The sequence below is a fragment of the Chryseobacterium sp. c4a genome, from assembly GCF_009900745.1.
In the GTDB taxonomy this organism is placed as follows: domain Bacteria; phylum Bacteroidota; class Bacteroidia; order Flavobacteriales; family Weeksellaceae; genus Chryseobacterium.
Genome location: NZ_WXVU01000013.1, coordinates 71,226 through 97,477, shown reverse-complemented (window position 1 = coordinate 97,477; position 26,252 = coordinate 71,226). Strand labels below are relative to the sequence as shown.

Annotated in this window: 26 protein-coding genes; 25 read left to right on the top strand and 1 reads right to left on the bottom strand. The window is 36.0% G+C overall.

Going from position 1 to position 26,252, the window contains the following annotated elements:
* Positions 1-7 precede the first annotated feature (7 nt).
* From GTR01_RS16570 to GTR01_RS16550, 6 genes are all read left to right on the top strand, one after another.
* Positions 8-1,810 carry a DUF349 domain-containing protein gene (locus GTR01_RS16570; RefSeq protein WP_160138907.1) on the top strand — a complete coding sequence of 601 codons (1,803 nt, stop codon included), beginning with the start codon at positions 8-10 and terminating at the stop codon, positions 1,808-1,810.
* A gap of 64 nt (positions 1,811-1,874) precedes the next feature.
* Positions 1,875-2,924 (top strand): bifunctional diaminohydroxyphosphoribosylaminopyrimidine deaminase/5-amino-6-(5-phosphoribosylamino)uracil reductase RibD, encoded by a 1,050-nt coding sequence (ribD, locus tag GTR01_RS16565; RefSeq protein ID WP_160138906.1) that lies wholly within the window; start codon positions 1,875-1,877, stop codon positions 2,922-2,924.
* Between the two features lie 40 nt (positions 2,925-2,964).
* Positions 2,965-3,129: a bacteriocin-like protein gene (locus GTR01_RS24915; protein WP_410492604.1), complete on the top strand. Its 165-nt coding sequence runs from the start codon at positions 2,965-2,967 to the stop codon at positions 3,127-3,129.
* A 42-nt stretch (positions 3,130-3,171) separates the two neighbouring features.
* Positions 3,172-3,357, top strand: coding sequence for a bacteriocin-like protein (locus GTR01_RS16560; protein WP_160138905.1), 186 nt, complete (start codon positions 3,172-3,174; stop codon positions 3,355-3,357).
* A gap of 113 nt (positions 3,358-3,470) precedes the next feature.
* Positions 3,471-5,522, top strand: coding sequence for a YCF48-related protein (locus GTR01_RS16555; protein ID WP_160138904.1), 2,052 nt, complete (start codon positions 3,471-3,473; stop codon positions 5,520-5,522).
* Between the two features lie 102 nt (positions 5,523-5,624).
* Positions 5,625-6,230 (top strand): IMPACT family protein, encoded by a 606-nt coding sequence (locus GTR01_RS16550; protein ID WP_160138903.1) that lies wholly within the window; start codon positions 5,625-5,627, stop codon positions 6,228-6,230.
* A 70-nt stretch (positions 6,231-6,300) separates the two neighbouring features.
* Here the strand turns inward: GTR01_RS16550 and GTR01_RS16545 are convergent, their stop codons facing one another.
* Positions 6,301-7,011, bottom strand: coding sequence for a zinc metallopeptidase (locus GTR01_RS16545; protein ID WP_089739349.1), 711 nt, complete (start codon positions 7,009-7,011; stop codon positions 6,301-6,303).
* A 106-nt stretch (positions 7,012-7,117) separates the two neighbouring features.
* On the opposite strand from GTR01_RS16545, the gene GTR01_RS16540 reads away from it, so the two are divergent.
* The 19 genes from GTR01_RS16540 (at position 7,118) to GTR01_RS16455 (ending at position 26,196) form a co-directional block, all read left to right on the top strand.
* Positions 7,118-8,251, top strand: coding sequence for a GNAT family N-acetyltransferase (locus tag GTR01_RS16540; protein ID WP_160138902.1), 1,134 nt, complete (start codon positions 7,118-7,120; stop codon positions 8,249-8,251).
* 75 nt (positions 8,252-8,326) lie between these two features.
* Complete coding sequence (locus GTR01_RS24525) at positions 8,327-8,503, top strand: hypothetical protein (protein ID WP_167386949.1); 177 nt, start codon at positions 8,327-8,329, stop codon at positions 8,501-8,503.
* Positions 8,504-8,625: 122 nt separating this feature from the next.
* A complete protein-coding gene (locus GTR01_RS16535) occupies positions 8,626-8,997 on the top strand; it encodes an NADH-quinone oxidoreductase subunit A (protein WP_045492896.1) in 372 nt (123 codons plus the stop codon).
* A 101-nt stretch (positions 8,998-9,098) separates the two neighbouring features.
* Positions 9,099-9,659, top strand: a complete 561-nt coding sequence (locus GTR01_RS16530; RefSeq protein WP_002983540.1) for an NADH-quinone oxidoreductase subunit B — start codon at positions 9,099-9,101, stop codon at positions 9,657-9,659.
* A 6-nt stretch (positions 9,660-9,665) separates the two neighbouring features.
* Positions 9,666-10,160, top strand: a complete 495-nt coding sequence (locus GTR01_RS16525) for an NADH-quinone oxidoreductase subunit C (RefSeq protein WP_027373525.1) — start codon at positions 9,666-9,668, stop codon at positions 10,158-10,160.
* 74 nt (positions 10,161-10,234) lie between these two features.
* Positions 10,235-11,458 (top strand): NADH dehydrogenase (quinone) subunit D, encoded by a 1,224-nt coding sequence (gene nuoD / locus GTR01_RS16520; protein ID WP_089697003.1) that lies wholly within the window; start codon positions 10,235-10,237, stop codon positions 11,456-11,458.
* A gap of 125 nt (positions 11,459-11,583) precedes the next feature.
* Positions 11,584-12,093, top strand: a complete 510-nt coding sequence (gene nuoE / locus GTR01_RS16515) for a complex I 24 kDa subunit family protein (RefSeq protein WP_068939949.1) — start codon at positions 11,584-11,586, stop codon at positions 12,091-12,093.
* 96 nt (positions 12,094-12,189) lie between these two features.
* Positions 12,190-13,548 carry an NADH-quinone oxidoreductase subunit NuoF gene (gene nuoF, locus GTR01_RS16510; protein ID WP_160138901.1) on the top strand — a complete coding sequence of 453 codons (1,359 nt, stop codon included), beginning with the start codon at positions 12,190-12,192 and terminating at the stop codon, positions 13,546-13,548.
* A gap of 5 nt (positions 13,549-13,553) precedes the next feature.
* A complete protein-coding gene (locus tag GTR01_RS16505; RefSeq protein WP_160138900.1) occupies positions 13,554-14,426 on the top strand; it encodes a hypothetical protein in 873 nt (290 codons plus the stop codon).
* 41 nt (positions 14,427-14,467) lie between these two features.
* Positions 14,468-15,466, top strand: coding sequence for a 2Fe-2S iron-sulfur cluster-binding protein (locus GTR01_RS16500; RefSeq protein ID WP_160138899.1), 999 nt, complete (start codon positions 14,468-14,470; stop codon positions 15,464-15,466).
* Between the two features lie 97 nt (positions 15,467-15,563).
* The gene (gene nuoH / locus GTR01_RS16495) at positions 15,564-16,628 is read left to right on the top strand and encodes an NADH-quinone oxidoreductase subunit NuoH (protein ID WP_160138898.1); all 1,065 of its coding nucleotides are present in this window, start codon (positions 15,564-15,566) and stop codon (positions 16,626-16,628) included.
* A gap of 57 nt (positions 16,629-16,685) precedes the next feature.
* Positions 16,686-17,243 carry a NuoI/complex I 23 kDa subunit family protein gene (locus tag GTR01_RS16490; RefSeq protein WP_040996950.1) on the top strand — a complete coding sequence of 186 codons (558 nt, stop codon included), beginning with the start codon at positions 16,686-16,688 and terminating at the stop codon, positions 17,241-17,243.
* Positions 17,243-17,740 (top strand): NADH-quinone oxidoreductase subunit J, encoded by a 498-nt coding sequence (locus tag GTR01_RS16485; RefSeq protein ID WP_066700053.1) that lies wholly within the window; start codon positions 17,243-17,245, stop codon positions 17,738-17,740. Before GTR01_RS16490 ends, GTR01_RS16485 begins: the two co-directional genes overlap by 1 nt.
* 4 nt (positions 17,741-17,744) lie before the next feature.
* Positions 17,745-18,074, top strand: coding sequence for an NADH-quinone oxidoreductase subunit NuoK (nuoK, locus tag GTR01_RS16480; RefSeq protein WP_065396642.1), 330 nt, complete (start codon positions 17,745-17,747; stop codon positions 18,072-18,074).
* Between the two features lie 2 nt (positions 18,075-18,076).
* Complete coding sequence (nuoL, locus tag GTR01_RS16475) at positions 18,077-19,990, top strand: NADH-quinone oxidoreductase subunit L (RefSeq protein ID WP_160138897.1); 1,914 nt, start codon at positions 18,077-18,079, stop codon at positions 19,988-19,990.
* 2 nt (positions 19,991-19,992) lie between these two features.
* A complete protein-coding gene (locus GTR01_RS16470; RefSeq protein ID WP_160138896.1) occupies positions 19,993-21,486 on the top strand; it encodes a NuoM family protein in 1,494 nt (497 codons plus the stop codon).
* Between the two features lie 152 nt (positions 21,487-21,638).
* Positions 21,639-23,018: an NADH-quinone oxidoreductase subunit N gene (locus tag GTR01_RS16465; protein ID WP_160138895.1), complete on the top strand. Its 1,380-nt coding sequence runs from the start codon at positions 21,639-21,641 to the stop codon at positions 23,016-23,018.
* Between the two features lie 171 nt (positions 23,019-23,189).
* Positions 23,190-23,648, top strand: a complete 459-nt coding sequence (locus GTR01_RS16460; protein ID WP_160138894.1) for a hypothetical protein — start codon at positions 23,190-23,192, stop codon at positions 23,646-23,648.
* A 229-nt stretch (positions 23,649-23,877) separates the two neighbouring features.
* Positions 23,878-26,196, top strand: a complete 2,319-nt coding sequence (locus tag GTR01_RS16455) for a GAF domain-containing protein (protein ID WP_160138893.1) — start codon at positions 23,878-23,880, stop codon at positions 26,194-26,196.
* The last annotated feature ends 56 nt before the right edge of the window (positions 26,197-26,252 follow it).

Sequence of the window (26,252 nt, the reverse complement as noted above, 5' to 3'; positions counted from 1 at the left end):
ATTTGCTATGACTACAGAAAACAATCTTTCTGAAAACGAAGAAAAGAAAAATCCTAACGAAGTATCTCAGGAGACATCAGGAAACACTGTTGCTCATGATGCCCATTCCCATGAAGATGATGCTGAACACCTGGAAGAACATGAAGATGTTGAAATCTCTCTGGCTGATGCCCTGAAAGAAATGGAAAAACTCATCAATGCATCTGATGCCGGTGAAAATTCTAAAAAATTCAATCAGCTAAAAGAAAAAGCAAGTCATCACATCCATGATGAAGTGGAAGATAAAAAACACGAGTTTGTAGAAGCAGGCAATGCTCCTGAAACATTCAGCTATGAACATCCTTCACAAGCTAAGTTTTCCGCTTTGGTTAATATTTTCAAAGAAAAGCACGATGAATTCCAGAAAGGACAAGAAGAAGAGCAAAAGAAAAATCTGGAGCACCGTCAAAGTATTATTGAAAGATTAAAAAATTTATATACCAATTCAGAACCGGGAACCAACCTTTTCAAATCTATCCGTGAGATCAAGGAAGAATGGTCAAAAGCCGGACAGGTTGCCAAATCTGAATTCAAAATCCTTAATAATAATTATTTCCACCACCTGAACCAGTTTTATCAAATGCTGGATCTGAATAAAGAATTTTTAGAGCAAGAATACAGCCACAATCTTGAAAAGAGACAACACATCATTGCCCGTGCTCAGGAATTGGAAAATGAACCTGTTATTCAAAAGGCTTTAAATGAACTTCAGTATCTTCATAAACTGTGGAAAGAAGAAGCAGAACCTGTAGCAGAAGAGTTCCGTGAAAAAACATGGGAAGAATTCAAAGAAATTTCCAACAAAATTCACGAAAGAAAATCGGAGCTTTCAGCATCTATTGAAAAAGAACAAACTGCCAATCTTGAAAAGAAAAGCCAAATTATAGCTGAGATTAAGAAGCTTTCTGAACCTTCTGAAACACCTAATCACAACTATTGGCAGAATGCAATCAAAAGAGTTGAAGACTTACGTTCTGATTTCCTGAAAACCGGAAGTGTTCCTAGAAAACTATCCAACCAGAATTGGAATGATTTCAAAACAACTCTTAGAGGATTTAATACGACAAAAAACAATTATTATAAGTCCTTAAAAGGTTCTCAACAGGCTAACCTTGAAGAAAAACTTAAATTGATCCAGACTGCTCAGGATAATCAAAATAATGAAGAATGGGATATTGCTGTTCCATTGTTCAAAAAACTTCAGGAAGACTGGAAAAAAATTGGACATGTTCCAAAGAGCATGACCAATAAAATCTGGGATGAATTCCGTGATGCCTGCAATGCTTTCTTTAACAATTACAGAGAAAAGAGCAATACTTCTACAGATAACTGGAAAGAAAATTACAAAAACAAAAAAGCTCTTCTTGACGATCTGAAAACCGTTTCCAATGACGAAGGAAGTATTGAAAAGATTGAAGCCATCAAAACAGCTTGGAATAATATTGGGAAAGTTCCTAGAGATAAAATTTCAATCAACTCTGAGTTCAATAAAACTTTAAGAGAGAAATTGAAAATCAACAAAATCAATGAACTTGAGCTTAAAGAAGAAGGTTTATCTGAAAATCAACTTACTGATAAAGCAAGAAAGATCAAAAATCAGATTTCTGATCTTGAAGCTGAAATCGTTAAACTTGAAAATAACCTTTCATTCTTCAATAAACCATCAAGAGAGAATCCTCTGTTAAGAGATACTTATAATACAATTGATGAAAAGAAAGCTCATCTGGAAACTTTAAAGCAAAATCTCCACAACATTATTGCAGGAGAATAAATCTTAATACAAAACATAAAGGCGGAGCAAAGCAATTTGTCTTCGCTTTTTTCTTTTTATCAATATGAATAACGACGAATTATATATTAAAAGATGCATTGAACTAGCTCAAAAAGCTATTGGTAAGACCTACCCCAACCCTCTTGTCGGAAGTGTAATTGTTCACAACGGAGAAATCATTGGTGAAGGCTACCATCATAAAGCTGGAGAAAACCATGCTGAAATCAATGCCATCAATTCAGTGAAAGACAAAAGCCTTATCCCCGAATCAACGATTTATGTTTCGTTGGAACCTTGTGCACATTATGGTAAAACTCCTCCATGCGCTTTAAAAATTAAAGAACTTGGTTTTAAAAAGGTAGTCATTGGTGCCATGGATTCTCATGATAAGGTAAACGGAAAGGGAAAAAAGATCATTCAGGATGCAGGAATAGAAGCCGTTTCAGGGATTCTTGAAAAAGAATGCATAGAGCTGAACAAAAGATTCTTTACTTATCATGAAAAGAAAAGACCTTATATCATTTTAAAATGGGCAGAATCAGGTGATGGATTTTTAGATAAGGATTTCAAACCTACTGCTGTTTCAAATGCCTTGGTTAATCAATTCGTTCACCAATTAAGAGCAGACGAACATGCTATTTTAGTAGGCACACAAACCGCTTTACACGACAACCCAAGTCTTACCGTCAGAAATGTTGAGGGTACAAACCCAATCAGAGTTTTAATTGATTTTGATCTGAAAATTCCGAATGACTTTAAAATCTATAACAACGAAGCCAGAACATTGGTTTTAAATGCTGTAAAAGAAGCGACAGAAGATCATGTAGAATTCATTACAATCTATAAAGACAACTTTTTACCTGATTTGATGGAAGTGTTGTACAAAGAACAGATTCAATCCATCATTATTGAAGGCGGTCGTTTCACTTTACAACAATTCATTGATGCCGGTCTTTGGGATGAAGCCATTGTTATAAAAAATGAAAACCTAAAATTTGAGAATGGGACAAAAGCCCCGGAATTCAATCATATTCCTAATAAAATAGAAAATTATAGAGATAATATCATTTCTTTTTTCAAATCAAAACAAAACCACTTTATCACTCTTGCATGAAATAAATTCTTACCTTAGTAGTATCCAAAAAAATATTACCATGAAAAATGTAAAGAAAATTTCAAGACAGAACTTAAAAAAAGTAAAGGGAGGCATTGCTCCTGAGTGTTGTTCGTTTTACCCATCTTCATTACAACATTGCTGTGCTACCCCTTCGAGTATGAGTTGTCCACCACCTTGGACAGATGGTTCATTCCCATGCTAATACTATTGTATCGTACAAATTAATCGAACTAAAAATATTACCATGAAAAATCTAAGAAAATTATCCCGAATCGGGTTAAGAACAATTCAAGGAGGTGCTATTTTTGTAACATGTACATTACCTAACGGTCAGCCTACAAGATGCAGAGATAAGTGCCCTGAGGATTTCTGTGGCCCAACAAGCTATATGTGCCTAATTCCCATGGATCTTTGCGGAGATGGAATATAAGAGCTAATATTTGTTATTAAAAATAAGATATATGCTGTCAAAAATTTAACAGCATATATCTTTTTGAGCGTAATTTGTCAATACTTTTATTAGTTTTGTAAAAAACTAATAAAATGCAGAAATATTTCTCTATTCTTTTTTTGAGTTTAATCTCCATTACCAACGCTCAGGAATGGCAATTTTTAACTCCTGTAAAATCATTTTCCACTATCACTAATCTTGAAGTTACACCCGATCAAACATTATACATGCTCGATCAATCTCAATATGGAGTTGTAGCCTCTTCAAAGGATGGCGGGAAAACCTGGAGAAAACTCTTCAGAAACGAAATATACAGAGATATTCAAATGCTCAATAACAATGTTGGATTTGTATTAACGCAAACCGGGATTTATAAAACCACGGATGGATTTAACACTTCTGTTTCTAAATCAGCAAATGCCGCTTTTTTAAGAACTTTTTATTTTGTAAATGAATCTGTAGGCTTTCTGGGTGGGAATTCAGGGGTTATATACAAAACATTAAATTCAGGAGATTCATTCACTTTTGCGGCATTGCCGGAGCAAACTAGTATCAATGATATCTTTTTTATAGATGAAAATATCGGTTTTGTGTGCGCTGCTAATGGAAAAATCTACAAAACAACAAACCAGGGAGCTAATTGGAGCGCTACAAACTTAAGCTCAACCAGCATTAATAAAATTCTTTTTATTAATAATACGGATGCTTTCATTGTCGGAAATAATGGTAAAATCTTTAAAACAAATGATCAAGGTGTAAACTGGTCTCCTGTAAGTATTTCAGCAACTTATAATTTAAATGATATAAAATTGTACTCCAACCAGCTTTATGTTGTTGGTGATGACAATAGAATTTATAAGTCACCCGATTTGGGACAAACCTGGACGAATCAACAATTAATTAATACTTATCCTTATTTCAATCTTAATTCGATTGGTATGTTAAATGGCAATATGCTTGTTGGAGGACAATCCAACATTTATACATCTACCAATACAACTAACTGGAGCGTTTTAGTACCTGGTGTTTATCCTTCCAAATTAAAAAGCATTTCTTTTGCCAATGACAACCAGGGAACTATCGTAGGAAGCGGATCTAATGGATTCTACAGTGTTGTTTACCGTACAACTGATGGTGGTCATACCTGGATCAACCAAATGGCAACATTTACATTGAATGCTTTTAAAGGGGTACAATTAAAAGCAAACGGAAAAGGTATTCTTGTTGGAAATGGAAGCTATTCTTTAACATCAAATTTTGGACAAACATGGGATAGTTCCGGATCAAATAATCCGGTAACATTTATTTCTGATTTCTGGATTAAAGATAATGGAGATGTTTTATTAGGTACTGCATCACCTTATGCAAGTCCTCCCAATGGAATACATTTCATATCACCACCTTCAACAGCTTCCCAATTTACTGAAATGGAAGAAATAGAATCCATTCAGTTCTATAACGATATGATTGGTTATGCAGGTGGCTCTCATAAACTGTATAAAACTACGGATGGAGGAATTACCTGGAACTCTATTTTTGAAGCAACAGGTTATTTAAATTCTGTCAATGTAATTAGCGCAACCAAAATTAATATAACTGCAAATTATGGAAAAAAATTTACGAGTAATGATGCGGGAGCAACATGGGTAGAAACCACAAACTCTAATTCTTCTAAATTTTATTTTCTCAATGAAAATGTGGGCTATTTCTTGAATGGTGTTCTCTACAGAACTACAGACGGAGGAGCTACCTCACAACTTGCTGTTCCTGGCATAACTAAGTATGATTTAGAACTTACAAGTATTAATGCTATTAAATATTTTAATAACAAAGTTATAGTTGTAGGAGATTATTCGGATATCTATATCGCTGATTTTTCAAATGCATCTTTAGCAACCAACGAAATGGAGAAAACAAAAGATCATCCAGGTATTCAGATATATCCTAATCCTACTACATCCTCAGTATTCTTTAAAACACCCGTAGCTTTAGACAAAGTTCAGGTTTATGATGTTCAGGGGAAAATAATGGCATTTACAAAAGAGAACAACGGAATTAATATCTCACAGCTGAAACCCGGAATTTATTTTGTTAAGTTTGATTCCAATGGAAAGTGGCTCACCCAAAAAATAATAAAAAAATAAAAATACTGAAGAAGCTGTCGGAATTCCGACAGCTTCTTTTCCAATAAAGGTGTAAATTTATAAAGCATTTAATACTTTTGCATAAATAAAGAGGATTACAGGATGACGTTTGAGTACAAAACCATAGAAAAACCCATAGAAAATACTTTATTAAAAGAAAAAGGAAGCAAGTTTATCGGATTTGCTTTCCCAGTCACCAATGAAAAAGAGCTAAAGGCCGCATTGGAAAAGATTAGGGAAGAACATCCAAAAGCAACCCATCACTGCTATGCTTTCAGAATGGGATTAAATGGTGAAAACTATCGTGCTAATGACGACGGTGAACCTTCAGGAAGTGCCGGACTTCCTATTTACAACCAACTTCTAGCTAACGAAATAACCAATGTTCTTGTGATCTCTGTTCGTTATTACGGCGGTACAAAACTAGGCGTTTCAGGCTTAGTAAAAGCCTACAAAGAATCTGCTAAAATCACCTTAGAAGAAGCCACTATCATCACAAGAGAACTGGAAACAGAAATTGAAATTCAATTCAACTTTAACCAGCAAAATATTATTTTCACTCTATTATCAAAGTTTGATGCTAAAGTGTTAAATTTTGATGCCAACGAAAACTGTATTCTTACTGCTTCATTAAAGCTGGCTCAAAAAGAAAGTATTTCTGAAAAACTATCAGAGATGCAACATGTTTCATTTGAGTTCAATGACTAATGTGTATTCATAAAAAAACATCTCAGAGATTTTCTGAGATGCTTTATATTTCATTTGAAATTAAAGATAATTAATCTCTTCTTCCACCAAGAAGTAAAGACCCCCAGTAAAGAAGCTGAGCCAAAGACCCTAAAGCTGCCACCACATAGGTTCTGGCTGCCCATTTTAAACTATCCTGAACTCCAACAAACTCTTCAGCTGTTACTGTTCCTGTATCTTTAAGCCATTTCATCGCTCTGTTGCTTGCATCATACTCTACGGGTAATGTTACAAAAGCAAACAATGTTGTCACCGCAAACATCGCAACTCCAATAGCCAGAATAGCTGTATTTCCATTAGGATTATCCACAGTTCTGGTGGCTGCCATAATCGCAATACCTGCAATAAGAACAAACTGCATCAGATTGGAACTAATATTAACTACAGGAACCAACTTTGAACGTAAATTCAACATTGAGTATCCTACAGCATGTTGTACGGCATGTCCGCATTCATGAGCCGCTACAGCTGCAGCTGCTGCATTTCTCTGCATATATACACCTTCAGAAAGATTTACTGTTTTATCTGCCGGATTATAATGATCCGTCAACTGCCCGGGAACTGATATTACTTGAACATCATTAATCCCGTTATCTCGCAACATTTTTTCCGCTACTTCTTTTCCCGAAAGGCCATTTCGAAGATGTACGTTGGAATAATATTCAAATTTTGATTTCAATCTGGACGAAACCCACCAGCTCACCAGCATTGAAATACCAATAATGATATAATAACCCGTCATTTTTATTTAGATTTTGTGTTCAATTTTTAAGCATAATGATATAAAAACTGTGCCAAAGTATACGATTTTATTATTTATATTTGTCCTCAAATTACTCTCAAAAAACATGTCAACAGTTTCAATTATTGAAGTAAAAACGCCCGGCCAACTCAAGCAATTCGTAAGATTTCCAATGGATCTGTACAAAAATAATCCGTACTATGTTCCATCCTTTATCAATGACGAAATCAACATCTGGAATGCTGATGAAAATCCTGCGCTTCAATATTCCGAAGCGAAACAGTATTTAGCATACAAAAATGACAACATTGTAGGGAGAATTGCTGTTCTTATCAACCATAAAGAGGAAAAAGAATTAGGAATTCAAAAAGTACGTTTTGGATGGATCGATTTCATTGATGACGAAGAAGTTTCTCAGGCATTAATCCAAAAAGCAATAGATTATGCCAAAGAAAAAAATATTGATAAGATAGAAGGCCCAATGGGATTCACGAATCTTGATAAAGCCGGAATGCTAATCAAGGGTTTCGACCAATTGGCTACCATGATCGGAATTTACAACCACGATTACTATCCTAAGCATCTTGAGAAACTTGGATTGGTAAAAGAAAAAGAATGGGTAGAATTTGAAATTATTTTCCCTGAAGTTTTACCAGAAAAAATTCACAAATTCAACGAGCTTATTTCTCAGAAATACAAACTAAGCGTTTTAAAATTTAACAATAAGGAAGAAATTATCCAGTATGTGGATCCAATGTTTGATCTTTTAGATGAAACGTACAAACATCTTTCTACCTACACTCCTATTTCCGACGAACAGCGTAAAACATATAAGGAAAAGTACTTTAAGCTTATTGACAAAGACTTCATTGTTTGTATCGTGGATGAAAACAATCACCTTATATCCTTTGCGATTACGATGCCTTCTTATTCTAAAGCATTACAAAAATCCGGAGGAAAACTATTGCCTTTTGGCTGGTGGCACTTTTTAAAAGCAGGTAGAAAAAACGACAGAGCCAATTTCTATTTGATCGGCATCCATCCTGACTATCAAAGAAGAGGAGTTACCTCGATCATCTTCAAAGAAATCTGGAAAATATTCAGAAAAAAAGGAGTTAAATATTTAGAAACCAATCCTGAGCTAGAAGAAAATAAAAGTATTCAACTTTTATGGCAGGATTATAACCCCGTGAATCATAAGAGAAGAAGAACATACTCACTTGAGATAAATGATAAATGATAAATGATAATGATGAGTGAGTACAATCTTACTCATTCACTCTAAAACTCTTCCACCCTCAAACACCCTTACCTCATGAAGCCACAACTTATCATTTTCGCTGTTTTAATTGCAGGATTTATTGCGTATAACTTCTTTTTTCAATCACAAGATGGCAGAACAAATACGGTAATTAATATCGTTTTTGCAAGTCTTCTTTTTGGATATATTGCATTTATGGCTTACTCTCTCCTTAAAAAAATGAAGAAATAACTCGTTATTTTTATTGATTCTAAATTGTAGGTTTTCTCTATTTTCAGCCGACTTTTAAGCTGATAAATTTCATGCTTTCTTGTTTATTCGTTAAATTTGCAAATTGAGATAATAATGCAAAAATGAATTTACCTGAAAGTTATATTCCAATCCTTATCCAGGCAGGTGTAGCAGTAGGATTTGTCGCTGTTTCATTGCTTGGTGCACATTTCTTAGGGCCAAAACAGAAAAAAGGAGATTCTGTAAAAAACCAAAGCTGGGAATGTGGAGTTCCTAGTGAAGGAAATGCAAGAACACCGTTTTCAATTAAATATTTCCTGACTGCGGTATTGTTCGTACTATTCGATATTGAAATCGTATTCTTTTATCCTTACGCGGTAAACTTCAGAGAATTCGGCATGGAAGGATTCCTGGCTGTACTTACGTTCGTTGCGATCTTCTTCGTAGCGTTTTTCTATGTTTGGAAACGGGGTGCCCTCGATTGGGATAAATAAATTTCAACATTAAAAGATTGAATTTATTTAAGTAATTTAAAGATTGTAAAGGTCTTATTTTTTTAATCTTTAAATATTTTAATCTTTAAATATTTACTAAAATGTCAGATAAAAAACCAGTAATAAGAACAGATGCACCTGCTCCCGAAGGATATGAAGGAGAAGGGTTTTTCGCAACAAAACTGAGCAGTGTAATCGGGATGGCAAGAAAGTTTTCACTTTGGCCATTGCCATTTGCTACCTCTTGTTGTGGTATTGAGTTTATGGCTACCCTAAACCCTACTTATGATGCTTCAAGATTTGGTATGGAAAGAAACTCTTTCTCTCCAAGACAAGCAGATATGCTGATGGTTTGCGGAACTATATCAAAAAAATTAGGGCCAGTCCTAAAAGAAGTATATACTCAGATGGCTGAGCCAAAATGGGTAGTAGCAGTTGGAGCTTGTGCTTCCAGCGGTGGTATTTTTGATACTTACTCTGTACTTCAGGGAATTGATAAAATTATTCCGGTAGACGTTTATGTTCCTGGATGTCCTCCAAGACCAGAACAGATCATTGAAGGTGTAATGCAGGTACAGGCTCTAGCAGAAAGCGAAAGCATCAGAAGAAGAGACATGCCTGAATATCAGAAATTATTAGATTCTTACAACATAAGCAACTAAACGGAAATGACAAACGAATTTGTATTAGAAGCAATCACCAGAGAATTTCCGGAATCTGTTATTTCAAGTTCAGAGCCTTATGGAATGCTGACGATTGAAGTGAAGAAAGAAGATATTAAAAAAATCATTCACTATCTTAAAGATTCATCTTTGGAATTCAATTTCCTGACGGATATCTGCGGTATTCATTACCCTGAATTCCCAGACAAGGAAATTGGTGTTGTATACCATTTACATAATATGATGGCCAACTTCAGATTACGTCTGAAGATCTTTATGTCTAGAGAAAATATCGAAGTAGATTCTCTTGTTGAGTTATACGCCGGTGCTAACTGGATGGAAAGAGAAACGTATGACTTTTATGGGATCAAATTTAAAGGACACCCGGATCTTAGACCTATTTTGAATATGGAAGATCTTGGATACCACCCAATGTTGAAGGAATATCGCCTTGAAGACGGTACAAGAACCGATAAGGATGATAACATGTTCGGAAGATAAAAATAATGCAATAAGCGATAAGCAGTAAGCGATAAGCTTAAAGCCTATAGCCTATAGCCTAAAGCATTTAAATTATGAAAGATAACTCATTATCTAATATACTAAACCAGTACGAAAGTAAGGAACAAATTGACGGACAACTATACACCCTCAATTTAGGGCCTACTCACCCTGCTACTCACGGGATTTTCCAGAATATCTTAACGATGGATGGAGAAAGAATCCTTCATGCTGAGCAAACGGTAGGATATATCCACAGAGCATTTGAGAAAATTTCTGAAAGAAGAAACTATTCTCAGATCACTACCCTTACTGACCGTATGAATTACTGTTCTGCACCAATCAACAATTTAGGTTGGCACATGACAGTGGAAAAGCTGATTGGCGTTGAAGTTCCAAAACGTGTAGACTATATGCGTGTTATCTTAATGGAACTAGCGAGAATCGGTGACCACCTGATCTGTAACGGGGTAACCGGAATGGACTCAGGAGCGATTACTGGTCTTACTTATATGTTTATCGAAAGAGAACGTATTTATGATATGTATGAGCAGATTTGTGGGGCAAGGATGACGACTAACATGGGAAGAATCGGAGGATTTGAAAGAGATTTCACTCCTAAGTTCCATGAGTTATTGAAAGACTTCTTAAAGACTTTCCCACCAAGATTCAAAGAATTCTGTACCCTATTAGAAAGAAACAGAATTTTCATGGACAGAACCATCGGTACAGGAGCTATTTCAGCAGAAAGAGCATTAAGCTACGGGTTCACTGGTCCAAACTTACGTGCAGCAGGTGTAGATTATGATGTGAGAGTTGCACAACCTTATTCTTCATACCAAGATTTCGACTTCATTATTCCTGTAGGAACTTCAGGAGATACTTACGACCGTTTCATGGTTCGTCAACAAGAAATCTGGGAATCCATTAAAATTATCAAACAAGCATACGAAAACCTTCCTGAAGGGCCATTCCACGCGGATGTTCCTGATTTCTATCTTCCAGAAAAGGCAGATGTATATCAGAAAATGGAAGCATTGATCTACCACTTCAAAATTGTAATGGGAGAAACTGATGTACCTAAAGGAGAAGTTTACCATGCTGTAGAAGGAGGAAACGGAGAATTAGGGTTCTATCTTGTAAGTGACGGAGGAAGAAGCCCTTACAGACTTCACTTCAGAAGACCATGTTTCATCTACTATCAGGCATATCCTGAAATGATTACAGGTTCTGTAATTTCAGATGCTATTGTAACGATGTGTAGTATGAATATTATTGCGGGAGAATTAGACGCATAATAACTTTGACTAAAAGATAAAAGAAGAAAGAATAAAGACTTTCTTCAAATTAATAAAATTGAATTTAGATCACGAATCAAAAAGTCTTTTCTCTTGATTCTTTGTTCTTTAATCTATATAAAAAAATGAGCGAAACAATAGCTTTTAAACCGGAAAGTTTAGCACAGGTACACAAAATTATCGCAAGATACCCTGAAGGAAGACAGAAATCTGCTCTTCTTCCTGTACTTCACTTGGCACAGAAAGAATTCGGAGGATGGTTAGACGTTCCTGTGATGGATTATGTTGCCGGACTATTAAGTATCAAACCGATCGAAGTATATGAAGTGGCTACTTTCTATACCATGTTCAACATGAAGCCGGTGGGTAAATATGTTTTGGAAGTTTGCAGAACCGGGCCTTGCATGGTTTGTGGAAGCGAAAAAATCCTTGATCATATCAGAACGAAACTGAACATTAAAGACGGTGAAACTACTGAAGACGGTATGTTCACTCTAAAACCTGCTGAATGTCTTGGAGCATGTGGTTATGCACCGATGATGCAGCTTGGTAAGTTCTTTCATGAAAATTTAACGATAGAAAAAGTAGACGAAATCCTTGATCTTTGCAGACAGGGACAACTTGCTTTAGACTAATCATGATTTTGAATCCCGGATTTAAAGTCAGTTAATTTTTAAAATAATTATAAAAAGCTAGAAGCCCAAAGCCAATAGCTAAAAGCATAATAAACAATGAGTAAAAAACTTTTACTTAAAGACGCACATATAGAAGGTATCCGCTACTTTGAAACATACCGTAAACAGGGAGGTTATACAGCAGCTGAAAAGGCCTTGAAGATGACTCCTGATGAGATTCTTGAAGAAGTAAAAACTTCAGGACTAAGAGGTCGTGGTGGAGCTGGATTCCCTACAGGGATGAAATGGAGCTTTTTGGCAAAACCGGAAGGCGTTCCAAGACACCTTGTGGTAAATGCTGATGAATCTGAGCCTGGAACATTCAAGGACAGATATCTGATGGAGTTCCTTCCTCACCTATTGATCGAAGGAATGCTAATTTCATCTTACTGTTTAGGTTCAAATGTTTCTTATATCTACATCCGTGGAGAATATTCTTGGATTCCGGATATCCTTGAAGAAGCTATTGAAGAAGCTAAAGCAGCAGGATTTTTAGGTAAAAATATTTTAGGAACTGGTTTCGATCTTGAAATCTATGTACAAAGAGGTGGTGGAGCATACATCTGTGGTGAAGAAACGGCATTGCTTGAATCCCTTGAAGGAAAAAGAGGAAATCCAAGATTAAAACCGCCATTCCCGGCTGTAAAAGGTCTTTGGGAAAGACCAACAGTGGTAAACAATGTTGAGTCTATTGCAGCAATCGTTCCAATCATTGATATTACAGGTGCTGAGTATGCTAAAATTGGTGTAGGCAGATCTACAGGGACGAAATTAATTTCTGCTTGTGGAAACATCAACAAACCAGGAGTATACGAAATTGACATGACCATTACTGTAGAAGAATTCATTTACTCTGATGAATATTGTGGTGGTATTAAAAACGGAAAAAAATTAAAGGCTTGTATTCCTGGAGGAAGTTCTGTTCCGATTGTTCCTGCCAACTTATTGCTAAGAACAGTGAACGGAGAGCCAAGATATATGAACTATGAATCATTAGCTGACGGTGGTTTTGCTACCGGAACAATGATGGGTTCAGGAGGTTTCATCGTATTGGATGAAGACCAGTGTATTGTAGATCACACGATGACTTTAGCGAGATTCTACAACCACGAAAGCTGTGGACAATGTACTCCTTGCCGTGAAGGTACAGGATGGATGTACAAAATCCTTAAGAAAATTGAAAAAGGAGAAGGTAAAATGGAAGATATCGATCTACTTTGGGATATCCAGAGAAAAATCGAAGGAAATACGATCTGTCCATTAGGTGATGCAGCGGCTTGGCCAGTTGCAGCAGCCATTCGTCACTTCAGAGATGAATTTGAATGGCACGTGAAAAACCCTGAGTTATCTCAGACTCAGAACTATGGATTGGCACATTATGCAGATCCTATCCCAGCTGTTGAAAAGAATGCGTAGTTGAAATGAAAAGATTGTTTGTTGTCGGCTTAATGATGTCGAGTTTTGTTTTCGGACAAAAAAAGGATTCTTTAGTAGTAGAAAATAATGCAGATCTGTTTAAGACTCCTGTTTCTAAGAAACCTGAGCCTTTAAGTAAAAAAGGACAAATGTTCTTTTTCTACGGATGGAACAGAGCAGCATTCAGTAATTCTGATATTCGTTTTAAAGGAAATGGATATGATTTTCAACTGAATAATGTAACGGCTCAGGATAGACCTACCAAATTTGGACTTGTTTATTTTGATCCAAGTTGGTTTACTGTAACGCAGTATAACTTCAGAATAGGATATTTTATTAAAGATAATTTAGCGCTTGTTTTAGGAATTGACCACATGAAATATGTGATGGATCAAAATCAAACCGTTAACTTTAAAGGACATATCTCAGATCCTGAATATGCTGCCATAGTACAAAACGGGCAAGTAAACCTTGCAGATGAGAAGTTCCTTACTTTTGAACATACAGACGGACTTAATTATGAAAACTTAGGTCTTGAAAAGTATCAAAGTATTATCAATAAGAAGAATGTTGATTTGGTTTGGTCTTATGGTGCCGGTATCGGATTTATGTTCCCAAAAAGTAATGTAAAACTTTTTGGAAATGAAAGAAGTGACCGTTTCCACGTTGCAGGTATGGGAACCGATGTAAGAGCCAGCCTTAACTTAGTACTTTGGAACCACGTAATGGTGAGATTAGAAGGAAAAGCAGGTTACATCAATATGTGGGATATTAAAACTACATTGAATAACAAGCCAGACAAAGCTCAACAGGATTTTGTTTTCGGACAAATCATGGGGGGAATTGGATATACATTTAATACAAAGAAATATAAATAACAAAGCCTATTGCTTAATGCATAAAGCTTAAAGCATACAATATGAGCGAAGAAGTTAAAAAATTCAAAATAACTATAGACGGACAGACTACTGAAGTTTTGCCTGGTACTTCTATTTTGGAAGCTGCAAGACAAATTGGTGGTAAATCTGTACCTCCTGCAATGTGTTACTACAGCAAATTAGAAACCAGTGGCGGAAGATGCAGAACTTGTCTTGTAGAAGTTTCTAAAGGATCTGAAGCAGATCCACGTCCTATGCCGAAATTGGTAGCAAGTTGCAGAACAAATGTAATGGACGGTATGGAAGTTAAAAACCTTACTTCTGAGAAAGCTCAGGAAGGAAGAAAAGCCGTTACCGAATTCTTATTGGTAAATCACCCTCTTGACTGTCCGGTTTGTGACCAGGCTGGTGAATGCCACCTTCAAGATCTTGGATACGAGCACGGAAACCTTGAGACAAGAACTGAATTTGAAAGAAATACTTACGAAGCTGATGATCTTGGCCCACACATCAAACTGAACATGAACCGTTGTATTCTTTGTGCAAGATGTGTATTAGCTGCTAACCAATTAACAGGTGAAAGAGAGCACGGTATTCTTTTCAGAGGAGATCATGCTGAAATTTCTACTTACTTAAATAAAGCTTTAGACAATGACTTCATCGGAAACGTTATCGACGTTTGTCCTGTAGGAGCATTAACAGACAGAACATCTCGTTTTGCAAGCAGAGTATGGTTTACAAAACCAATGAATGCTACTTGTAAATGTGATAAGTGTTCAGGAAAAGCTGTAGTTTGGATGAAAGGTGACGAAATTGTAAGAGTTACTGCAAGAAAAGACCAGTGGGGTGAAGTTGAAGAATTCATCTGCGATACATGCCGTTTCGAAAGAAAATCTTTATCAGACTGGAATATCGAAGGTCCTAGACATATCGACAGACACTCTGTAATTTCATTGAATCATTACCAAAAGCCAAAAGACGAATTGATAATGATTGATAATCCTGATGCAAAGGAAATCAGTGAAAAAGACGAAAAATAATTTTAATAAAGACAATTAGATTTCAGACGCAAGACATCAGACTTTATCTTATATCTAGTATCTGACATCTCACATCTAAAAATCTTTACAATAAAAAATGGATTTACTTACATTTAAACTTATACTTGTACTAGCACTTTTCCTGCTATCGTTAACGATTGCAGCCTACTCTACCTGGGCAGAAAGAAAAGTAGCCTCTATCATGCAGGATAGAATTGGTCCTAACAGAGCGGGACCTTTCGGATTACTGCAGCCTCTTGCTGACGGTGGAAAATTCTTCTTTAAGGAAGACTTTACGCCTGCCAATGCTGAAAAATTCCTTTTCGTATTGGGCCCAGCTTTAGTAATGTTTATTTCATTGATCACAGGAGCAGTTATTCCTTGGGGTAAAAGTTTAAATATTGCAGGTACTTCTTTTGATCTTCAGGTAGCTAACATTGACGTTGGTGTACTTTTCATCATCGGAATGGCTTCCATTGGTGTTTACGGAATCATGATCGGAGGTTGGGCTTCGAATAACAAATATTCATTATTAGGTGCTATCCGTGCTTCTTCTCAGATGATCTCTTATGAATTGGCAATGGGACTAGCACTTCTTTCTATCATTATGATGTCTGGAAGCTTAGACTTAAAAGTAATCACTGAAAGCCAAACTACTGGAAAACTTTGGGGAGTTATTCCTTGGGTTTCCGGGATGAACTGGAATATTTTCTACCAGCCAATTGCTTTCCTTGTATTCTTTGTAGCCGCTTTAGCAGAAACAAACAGACACCCGTTCGATTTACCTGAGTGTGAATCTGAATTGGTAACAGGATACTCTACAGAATACTCTTCTATGAAGTTAGGTTTATATATGTTCGGGGAATACGTGAACATGTTTATCTCTAATGCATTCATGGTAGTACTTTTCTTCGGTGGATATAACTATCCTGGTATTGAATGGGTAACTCAGAACTGGGGAGAAAACGTTGCAGGAATCTTAAGTATCGTAGCATTCTTAACGAAAACTGTAATCGGAATTTTGATCTTCATGTGGATCAGATGGACACTTCCAAGATTCAGATATGACCAGTTAATGCACTTAGGATGGAAAACATTAATCCCAATGGCATTAGTAAACCTATTAATTACAGGAGCTGTAATTTTAGCATTTGCAAACTAAGAGATAAGAATATATTTTTAATGCTGGATACAGATTCAGCCTAAAAAAATTAAATAAATGAAACTTACAAACAGATCAAAAGTTGTTTCCAATAAAGAAATGACCCTTGCTGAAAAAATCTACCTTCCTGCCATCTTTACAGGAATGGGGATTACATTTAAGCATGCTGTAAGAACCGTGATAAAGGGTGCTCCCGCAGTATATTCGTATCCGGAAGTACAGAAGCCAAGAACCACCATCTGGAGAGGCCAGCACGTTTTGAAAAGAGACGAGGAAGGTAGAGAAAGATGTACTGCTTGCGGACTTTGTGCGGTAGCTTGTCCTGCAGAAGCCATTACGATGACTGCTGCTGAAAGAACAAAAGAGGAAAAAGGTCTTTACAGAGAAGAAAAGTACGCTTCAGTATATGAAATCAATATGCTAAGATGTATTTTCTGTGGGATGTGTGAAGAGGCTTGTCCTAAATCTGCGATCTATCTTACGGACAGATTGGTAGACGTAGAGACCAACAGAGGTTCTTTCATTTACGGAAAAGATAAATTAGTTGAAAAAATAAATGAAAGGATTGACATCACGACAAGACAATCCGAGAAACAAAAAAATGCGGTAAAATAATGGATCAGTTTTTATTTTTCTTGGTGGCGTTTTTAGCAGTAGCAAGTGCGGTGTACTTCGTGTTTGCAAAAAATCCTTTATATGCTATTTTGTCATTAATTGTTACGATGTTTTCAATTGCCGGAATGTACATTCTTCTGAATGCACAATTCTTAGCAATCATCCAGATTATAGTGTACGCAGGTGCCATCATGGTACTTTTCCTTTACATCTTAATGATGCTTAACCTTAATAAAGCAGACGAAAGTAAGAAGGGTAATACTTTAAAATTTATTGGAGTTTTTACTGCAGGTCTTCTTTTGGTAGGAGTTTTAGGAGTATTCAGAGGAGTTCAGCAAAACCACATTGTTGTTGAGAATGTAGACAGAGGTGTTGGTCTTACGAAGAACCTGGGTAGACTTTTGTTTAATGAATATGTTTTACCGTTTGAGCTTGCTTCCATCCTGATTTTAGCAGGTATTGTAGGCGCGGTATTAATCGGTAAAAAAGATTTATAAAATTATGGGAGAAGTAAATACATTTATACAAAGCATCCCTTTGGACTACTTCATTATCCTTTGTTCAGTATTGTTCTGCTTAGGAGTAATGGGCGTATTGCTTAGAAAAAATGCTATTGTGATTCTGGGCTGTGTAGAGCTTATGCTTAATTCTGTAAACCTTTTATTGGCTGCTTTTTCAGCATACAAAGGGAACGGAGACGGACAGCTTTTAGTGTTCTTCATTATGGTGGTTGCAGCTGCTGAAGTAGCGGTAGGTCTGGCAATTATTGCTATGCTGTATAGAAATACCCGTTCTGTAGATGTTAGTATATTTAATAAATTAAGAGGATAAGAATGGAGAATTTAGTATATGCAATAGTACTTTTACCACTTTTAGGGTTTCTTATTAACGGTTTATTCGGAAAAAATCTTCCAAAAATAGTAGTTGGTTCTTTAGCAACAGCTATGGTTTTTGGATCATTCTGTATTGCTGTAAGTCTTTTCATGAATTTCAATTCTGAAAGCCAGCCTGTAATCGTAAAAGCTTTTGAATGGTTTAGAGTAAACGGAGTTCAGATCAATTTTGGATTCCAGATCGATCAGCTGTCTTTAATGATGGTAATGATTATTACAGGTATCGGTTCACTGATCCACTTATACTCTATCGGATATATGAGTCATGATAAAGGATTCTATAAGTTCTTTACTTACCTGAATCTTTTCATCTTCTCAATGTTACTTTTAGTAATGGGAAGCAACTACCTTATCTTATTCATCGGATGGGAAGGTGTAGGTCTTTGTTCTTACTTATTGATCGGATTCTGGTATACCAACGAAGAATACGGTAAAGCGGCAAGAAAAGCTTTCATCATGAACAGAATTGGTGACTTGGCATTATTGATCGGTATCTTTATGATTGCTGCTCAGACGAATGCTGTAGATTACCTTTCAGTAGCTGAAAACGCTTCAAAATTTGAATTAGACGGAACAGTGATTATCTTTATCACAGCGAGTTTATTCATCGGTGCTACCGGTAAATCTGCTCAGGTTCCATTATATACATGGTTACCGGACGCGATGGCTGGGCCAACTCCGGTTTCTGCGTTAATTCACGCGGCAACGATGGTTACAGCGGGGATCTATTTAGTAGTAAGATCTAACTTCTTATTTACTTTAGCACCTACTGTACAAGGAGGGATTTTATTCATCGGATTCTTAACGGCGGCTTTAGCAGGATTCTATGCTCTACGTCAGAACGATATCAAAAAAGTATTGGCATACTCTACAGTTTCACAGCTTGGATTTATGTTCATCGCTTTAGGTCTTGGAGCTTATACAACAGCTATGTTCCACGTAATGACGCACGCTTTCTTTAAAGCTTTACTATTCTTAGGTGCAGGTTCTGTAATCCACGCTATGAGCAACGAACAGGATATGCGTTTCATGGGAGGTCTTAAAAAATATATTCCTCTTACGCACGCGACTTTCCTGATCGGGACATTAGCAATTTCAGGTTTCCCTCTATTATCAGGGATGATCTCTAAAGACGAAATTTTAATAGCAGCTTTCGCTAAAAACCCTGTTTACTGGGTAATCTTATTTGTTTTAGCGGCAATGACTGCAACGTATATGTTCAGACTATACTATCTTACTTTCCACGGAGAGTTCAGAGGTACTGAAGAGCAAAAACACCACTTACATGAAAGCCCGTCTAATATGACATTACCATTGATCGTATTGGCTATTCTTTCTGTAGTTGGAGGTTTTATCAACCTGCCACACTTCATCGGTCACGGACACTATGCTAAACTGATGGAATGGTTAAAGCCTGTTCTTACGGAACAAAGCTACAGCCAGATGGAAGCTACTCTTTCCGGAGTACCTTTCAATACTGAAATGATCTTATTAGCAGCTACAGTATTAATGTTCTTCTCTGTATGGTTTATCGTTAGAAATACCTACGTGAAAAAGAAAAAAATGGCTGTGGCAGAAGAAAACTATACCGGATGGGAAAAGCTTTCTGCTAAGAAATTATACGTTGACGAACTTTACAACGCATTGATTGTAAAAACTGTTGAAGGATTAGGACGCGGAGGAAAGATGTTTGATAAGGGTATCTTAGACCGTTTTGTAAACTTTGTAGGTGATGGTGCTGAAGACAGCGGAAAAGCTATGAAGCGTGTTCAAAACGGAAATGTAGAGACGTATATTCTTATCATGTCTTTAGCTGTGGGAATTATATTAATTGTTAACTTTTTATTACAATAATAATGTCTTGTTTATTATTAACATTATTACTATTACCTCTAGTAGGTTCGGGATTAGTTTTTGCGTGGAAGAGTAATTCCAGCAAATATTTGGCACTAGGGATTGCATTGGTACAAATGCTTCTTACGTTCTATATACTATCGGATTTTGATTTTACTCCGACAGTAGACAGCGTATTGCAGCACGAGATCAATTATCCGTGGTCACAATTTATGAAAAGCTCTCTTCACTTCGGTATCGATGGAATGAGTATGCTTCTTTTATTGCTGACTAACATTTTAGCGCCAATCATCATTTTATCTTCTTTCAACGAAAGTGTAAACTACAGAAATACATTCTACGGATTGATTCTGTTGATGCAATTCGGTCTTGTGGGAGTATTTACTTCTCTAGACGGATTATTGTTCTACATTTTCTGGGAAGTAACTTTGATTCCAATTTGGTTTATTGCCGGACTTTGGGGACAAGAGAATAAAAGGTTTGAATTCACTACGAAGTTCTTCGTATATACATTCGTTGGATCTTTATTTATGTTAGCCGGATTGATCTATGTGTACAACCACTCTGCATCATTCGCTTTAACGGATCTATATAATGCGCAACTGAACGAAACACAACAGACTGTGGTATTCTGGTTCATCTTCTTTGCTTTTGCAGTGAAATTACCGGTATTCCCTTTCCATACTTGGCAGCCTGATACCTATACCTACTCTCCTACTCAGGGATCGATGTTGTTATCTGGTATCATGCTTAAAATGGCGGTGTATGGTGTAATGCGTTATTTACTTCCAATCACTCCGCTTCCGATTGCAGGAATTTCCGGACAGATTGTTATCATCCTTGCTATTGTAGGAATTGTTCACGGAGCATTGATTGCCATCATCCAGACGGATATGAAGAGAATCATCGCTTATTCATCTTTCTCTCACGTAGGATTGATGGTAGCAGGTATCTTCGCTTCTGCAGTGGTTACTTTAAGAGGAACTTTCAATGTAGAAGGTGCTGAAGGTGCTTTGGTACAGACTTTCGCTCACGGTATCAACGTAGTAGGTTTATTCTACTGTTGTGATATTTTATACAAGAGATTTAAATCAAGAGACATCAGACAAATGGGTGGTTTAGCTAAAGTAGCGCCTAAGTTTGCTGTTTTATTCTTGATCATTATATTAGGTTCAATGGGAGTTCCATTGACGAATGGATTCATCGGGGAATTTATCCTGTTAAAATCAGTATATGATTTCAACGGAACTGCAGCAGTAATTGCTGGTCTTACGGTAATTCTTTGTGCGGTGTACTTATTGAGATTCTACGGAAAAGCAATGTTTGGAGAAGGAAATGCAGAAGTTTTAAGCACAGCAAAAGATTTATCTGGTGTAGAATTCTCTGTATTAGCTAGTTTAGCGGTTTTTGTGATCTTACTTGGTATTTTCCCACAACCGGTAATCGACATGGTGAGTAGTTCAGTGAAGTTTATCTACACAGCGATGGCTAACTAAAAAATTAAAAGATTTAAAAATTAAAAAAATAAGAGATTAGGGAGAATAAAGATAATAGACGAAGAGATAAGAGACAGGAACTTTTGAGCTGGAAACTTATAACTCTAAACCTTGAACTTTAAACTTTAAATCTCACATCTCAAATCTATATTATGAGTGTTTTAATTATTGTTTTCCTAACGGCAGTTATTGCGTTATTTTCAGGAGTTTTCGAGCAAGGAAAATTCGCAAGATACATTGGGATTTTGGGTTTAATCATCGCATTGTATGTAAGCTTTATGCCTGAATGTTCGTTCTTCGATCACTACAAGCATATGTATGAATACAGTGCTAATACAGCATTATTCACTAAATTATCCATTGTAACAACTTTATTGTTATTCTTCTTGGGAGGTTTTGCATTCAGCAATCACAGAAGCCACCAGTCAGAATTATATGCATTGATGTTATTTGCATTATGCGGAGGAATTGTTCTTTTCGGATACCAGAACTTGGTAACTATGTTCTTAGGTGTTGAGATTCTTTCTATCCCGTTATATGTAATGGCAGGTGCCAACAAAACTGATTTAAGATCAAATGAAGCTTCAATCAAGTATTTCTTAATGGGGGCATTCGCGACAGGTTTCTTACTTTTCGGAATTGCGTTCATCTATGGAAGTGCAGGTAGCTTTGATTTATATAAGATCCACGACTTTGGAGTAGCTAATGCTTCAAACGTAATGTTCATTTTAGGGGTATTGCTTATCCTTTGTGCATTGGCATTTAAAGTGGCTTTAGCTCCTTTCCACATGTGGAGCCCTGATGTATATGCAGGTTCTCCTTCATTGATCACGGCTTTCATGGCGAGTGTAGTAAAAATCTCAGGATTCTTCGCACTATTCAGATTGATGACCATCGGATTTGCTGGAGTAACTCACGAATGGATTCATGTTTTAGGAGTATTCTTAATCATTACTTTATTATTAGCAAACGTTATGGGACTTGCTCAGACGAATGCAAAAAGAATGTTGGCGTACTCTTCAGTTTCTCACGCAGGATACATCGGATTGGTATTCTTCGGAATGACTAGTCTTTCTACTTATAACTTAGCATTCTATTTATTCGCTTACTCATTATCTACAGTAGGAGTTTTCATGTGTTTGATCTGGGTAGAGAAATTAAAAAGAGAAACTTCTTTCGGAGCTTTCAAAGGATTGGCAAAAACAGAACCTTTATTGGCAACAGCTGCAGCAATCTCTATGCTTTCAATGGCAGGGGTTCCGCTAACAGCTGGTTTCATGGGAAAATTTGCTTTATTCTCCCAAGCAATGAATGGAGCAGCTTTCTTAGTTTTAGTAGCCGTTTTAGGGTCTGCCCTATCCATTGCTTACTATTTAAGACTGATAATCGCGATGTTCTTCTTTAAAGAATCAACATTCAAGTCATCAGAAAAAGTAACGCTTACTTACAATATTGTTGCAGTATTTGTAATCGCAGCGATTATTATCTTGGGTGTTTTCCCGGATCTGTTTGCAAAAATGTTCGGACTGTAAAAAGTTATCATACAATATCAAAAACCTTTCAGATGATCTGAAAGGTTTTTTTGTGCTTTGGTCTCCCTTTTCTTATAAGCAGGATTTTGTTATTTTTACATATTAAAGAGTTTGATTGAACGTAGTATAAAAGCTGCTTCATTCAAAAAAATAATTACTCCAAATCATTGTATGACCACAAAAGCCATTCTTACTTCTCTATTCATCATCTCCCTTCTATCTTCTTGTCAAAAGAAAACTCTGGAACAAAAAATAGAAAATCTCCCGCCAATACAAACTACCACTGCTCCAGCTCCTATCGAAGAAACTATAGCAGATATGGAAAATAATTCCTTTACTCTAAGTTGTGGTTCAGGGTGTGCAGCAACCTATACTTCTGAAGATATTTCCCAAGATAAAAATTCTGCAAAAGTAAAGTTCAAAGTGGAAAACTATATGAATGATCAATTGATAGAAACCACTTACGAAACCTATCTTTTTTATTACAGCAATACCGGGAAAATTGATAAAATCATCAATGATGAAACCCAGAAGAATATTCTCACTGAATATATTCCCGATGCACAGGAATCATTTAAAGACTTTGCCTCATCACTGATTAAGGATAAGAAAATTAAATTATACAATTAAAAGAATACAGACAGAAAAAAAGCTAGGATTTTATTTAATTATTATTCAAAAAAATAGAAGATGACTGCCAATACTTTTAAAAAGTAAATCAGAAAGATACAATGTTCTATTTATTTTGATTATTTCTTCAAAAAAATAAAACAATTTGGTTATAAAGAATCATTTTTACCAATCTAAAACATCTTTGGAAATAGTCTTTTTTTCATAACTTTACTTGAAAATTCAGCTCTTGGCTAATCTTTACAAAAAAGACTCTCCCTTTCAGGTTTATATCTCGTTCAAAAAATATTTGGATGTGCTGGAACATATTCGCTATAATGATCGTCTGGAGTACAGAGCCAATTATGCTGAATCTCTGATCGAGAGAACACGAAACTTTAAAGAACTGAGAGAAGGTTTCCAGGATATAAGCATTCTTGAAAAAAATGAAGATCTCATCAGATCTCTACTCGCCGATCTTTTCCCTACAGGGCTTACCCGCAATGAAATAAAAGCGGCCAGTATTCCTCTTTCCAATATTACTTTCAATTATACGGAGAGATTTAAAGATATCCTTAAAGATGCTGGAAAAGATTTTGAAATTGAGCTGAGAAATATTAGTGACAATGAATTCTATGTGTTCTGCTGCTGTCTGATCCTTCAGAGTTATTTTAAAAAAGATATCAGAAGTACCATTCCATTTTATTATGATATCCCGAATAAACTGGGAATCATGAAACATTACAAGATAACGGTAAATTCAGATTTTACAGAGATTTATCCTACTGAGGATGCAAAAATCCCAACTGAGGAAATCATGGATATGCTGTTGGAAAATCTGGATGATTTCAAATTATGGAAAAAATATTTTCCTTCACAATCCTGGATATTGAAAGGCTTTACCATTATCTCACTGGTAGACTGTACCTCAGAAGTTGCACTTTCTGATTTAAAATCAAGCATGATCGAAATTGATCCTGAAAATTTAAATCCGAATGAGAATCTGACAGAGATTTTCAAATCATATTTTGATGTTCCGGAGCTTAGTTTCGGACTGATGACCTTTAACAAAAAAGAACAGAAGCTTGATAAACTCCCGATTTATGAAAGCTTGCTTACCAATCATATTCTGGACTTCTGGATCAATACATTTGACGAAGAAACCCGTAAAACAACTTTTAACAATTTAGCTCATAATTCGAAATCCATTGTAGTTTCCAATGTGGATAATATGGATGAGAATGTTAAACGACTTCCCTCCTTTCCTATTTTAAAGGATAACAACGTCAACAGCTTCATGGTAATTCCAATCATGAAAGACAATGAACTTCTCGCTATTATGGAGTTTACCTCTCCTATTGCGGGTAGTTTTAATGGTTTAAAGCTTAAAAAACTTGAGTTTTTTACCGATATGGTTCTCTTCTCTCTCAGTAGATTTTATTTTGAAAAAAATTATCAGATAGAAGCCATCATACAAAGGGAATATACAACCATTCATGACAGTGTGGTTTGGAAATTCAGAAATGAAGCAGAGAAATATTTTACAGCTTCTCTAGGAAAAAAAATACATACTTTAAAGGAAATTTCATTTAAAAATCTGACTCCTTTATTTGGAGTATCTGATATCCGTTCTTCATCTGAAAAGCGTTTTAACCTCATGCTTAAAGACCTGAATCATCAGATAGAATGGCTTAATACAATATTCACGCTCATCAATTCTGATTCTGAAAAATTCATATTGGCTCTTGATGTATTTGAGAATGAATTGAATAATGAAATAAAAGCAGATACAGAACAACGTTTCCAAAGATTACTGAGAGAAGAAATTCACCCCTATTTACAGGGAAAACTGGAGGTAAGAACCCCTAGACCTGTGAAAGCTAAAATTCAGGATTATTTTTCTCAGATACTGGCACAAACAGATCTGTTTTACAGCCATAGAAAAAATCTGGATGATTCTATTACTCTTGTCAACAGAAAGCTGGCGGATATGCTGGATGAAAGCCAAATTAAGGCTCAGCAGATCTTCCCGCATTACTATGAAAGATTTAAGTCTGATGGTGTGGAACATAACCTGTATATTGGTCACAACATTGCCCCGGATCTTCATTATACTTCAAAAGTAGTACATAAATTAAGATACTGGCAGCTGAAGACGATCTGTAGAATGGAACTGGAATTTCAATCCTTTAAAAACGATCTTCCTATTCCGTTGGATATAGCCTCTCTGATCTTTGTTTATAATGAAAAAATAGATATCCGTTTCAGAATGGATGAAAAACGATTTGATGTAGACGGAGCCTATAATTCCTATTATGAGATCATTAAAAAACGTCTGGATAAAGCTCATATAAAAGATTCTTCAGAAAGAATCACTGCTCCCGGAAAAATTACCATTGTTTATTTTGGGATGGAAAACCAGAAAGAATATCTGGAATATGTAACCAAGCTTCAGAAGAAAAATATCCTGGAACATGATGTGGAATTTCTAAAGGTAGAGGATCTTCAGGGAATTACAGGGTTACTGGCACTGAGGGTTTCAATCAGTCAGAATGAGTCTGAAAAATAATAACTTTTTACTTCATAAAAAAATCAGCCAATTTTAAAATTGACTGATCTCGTTAT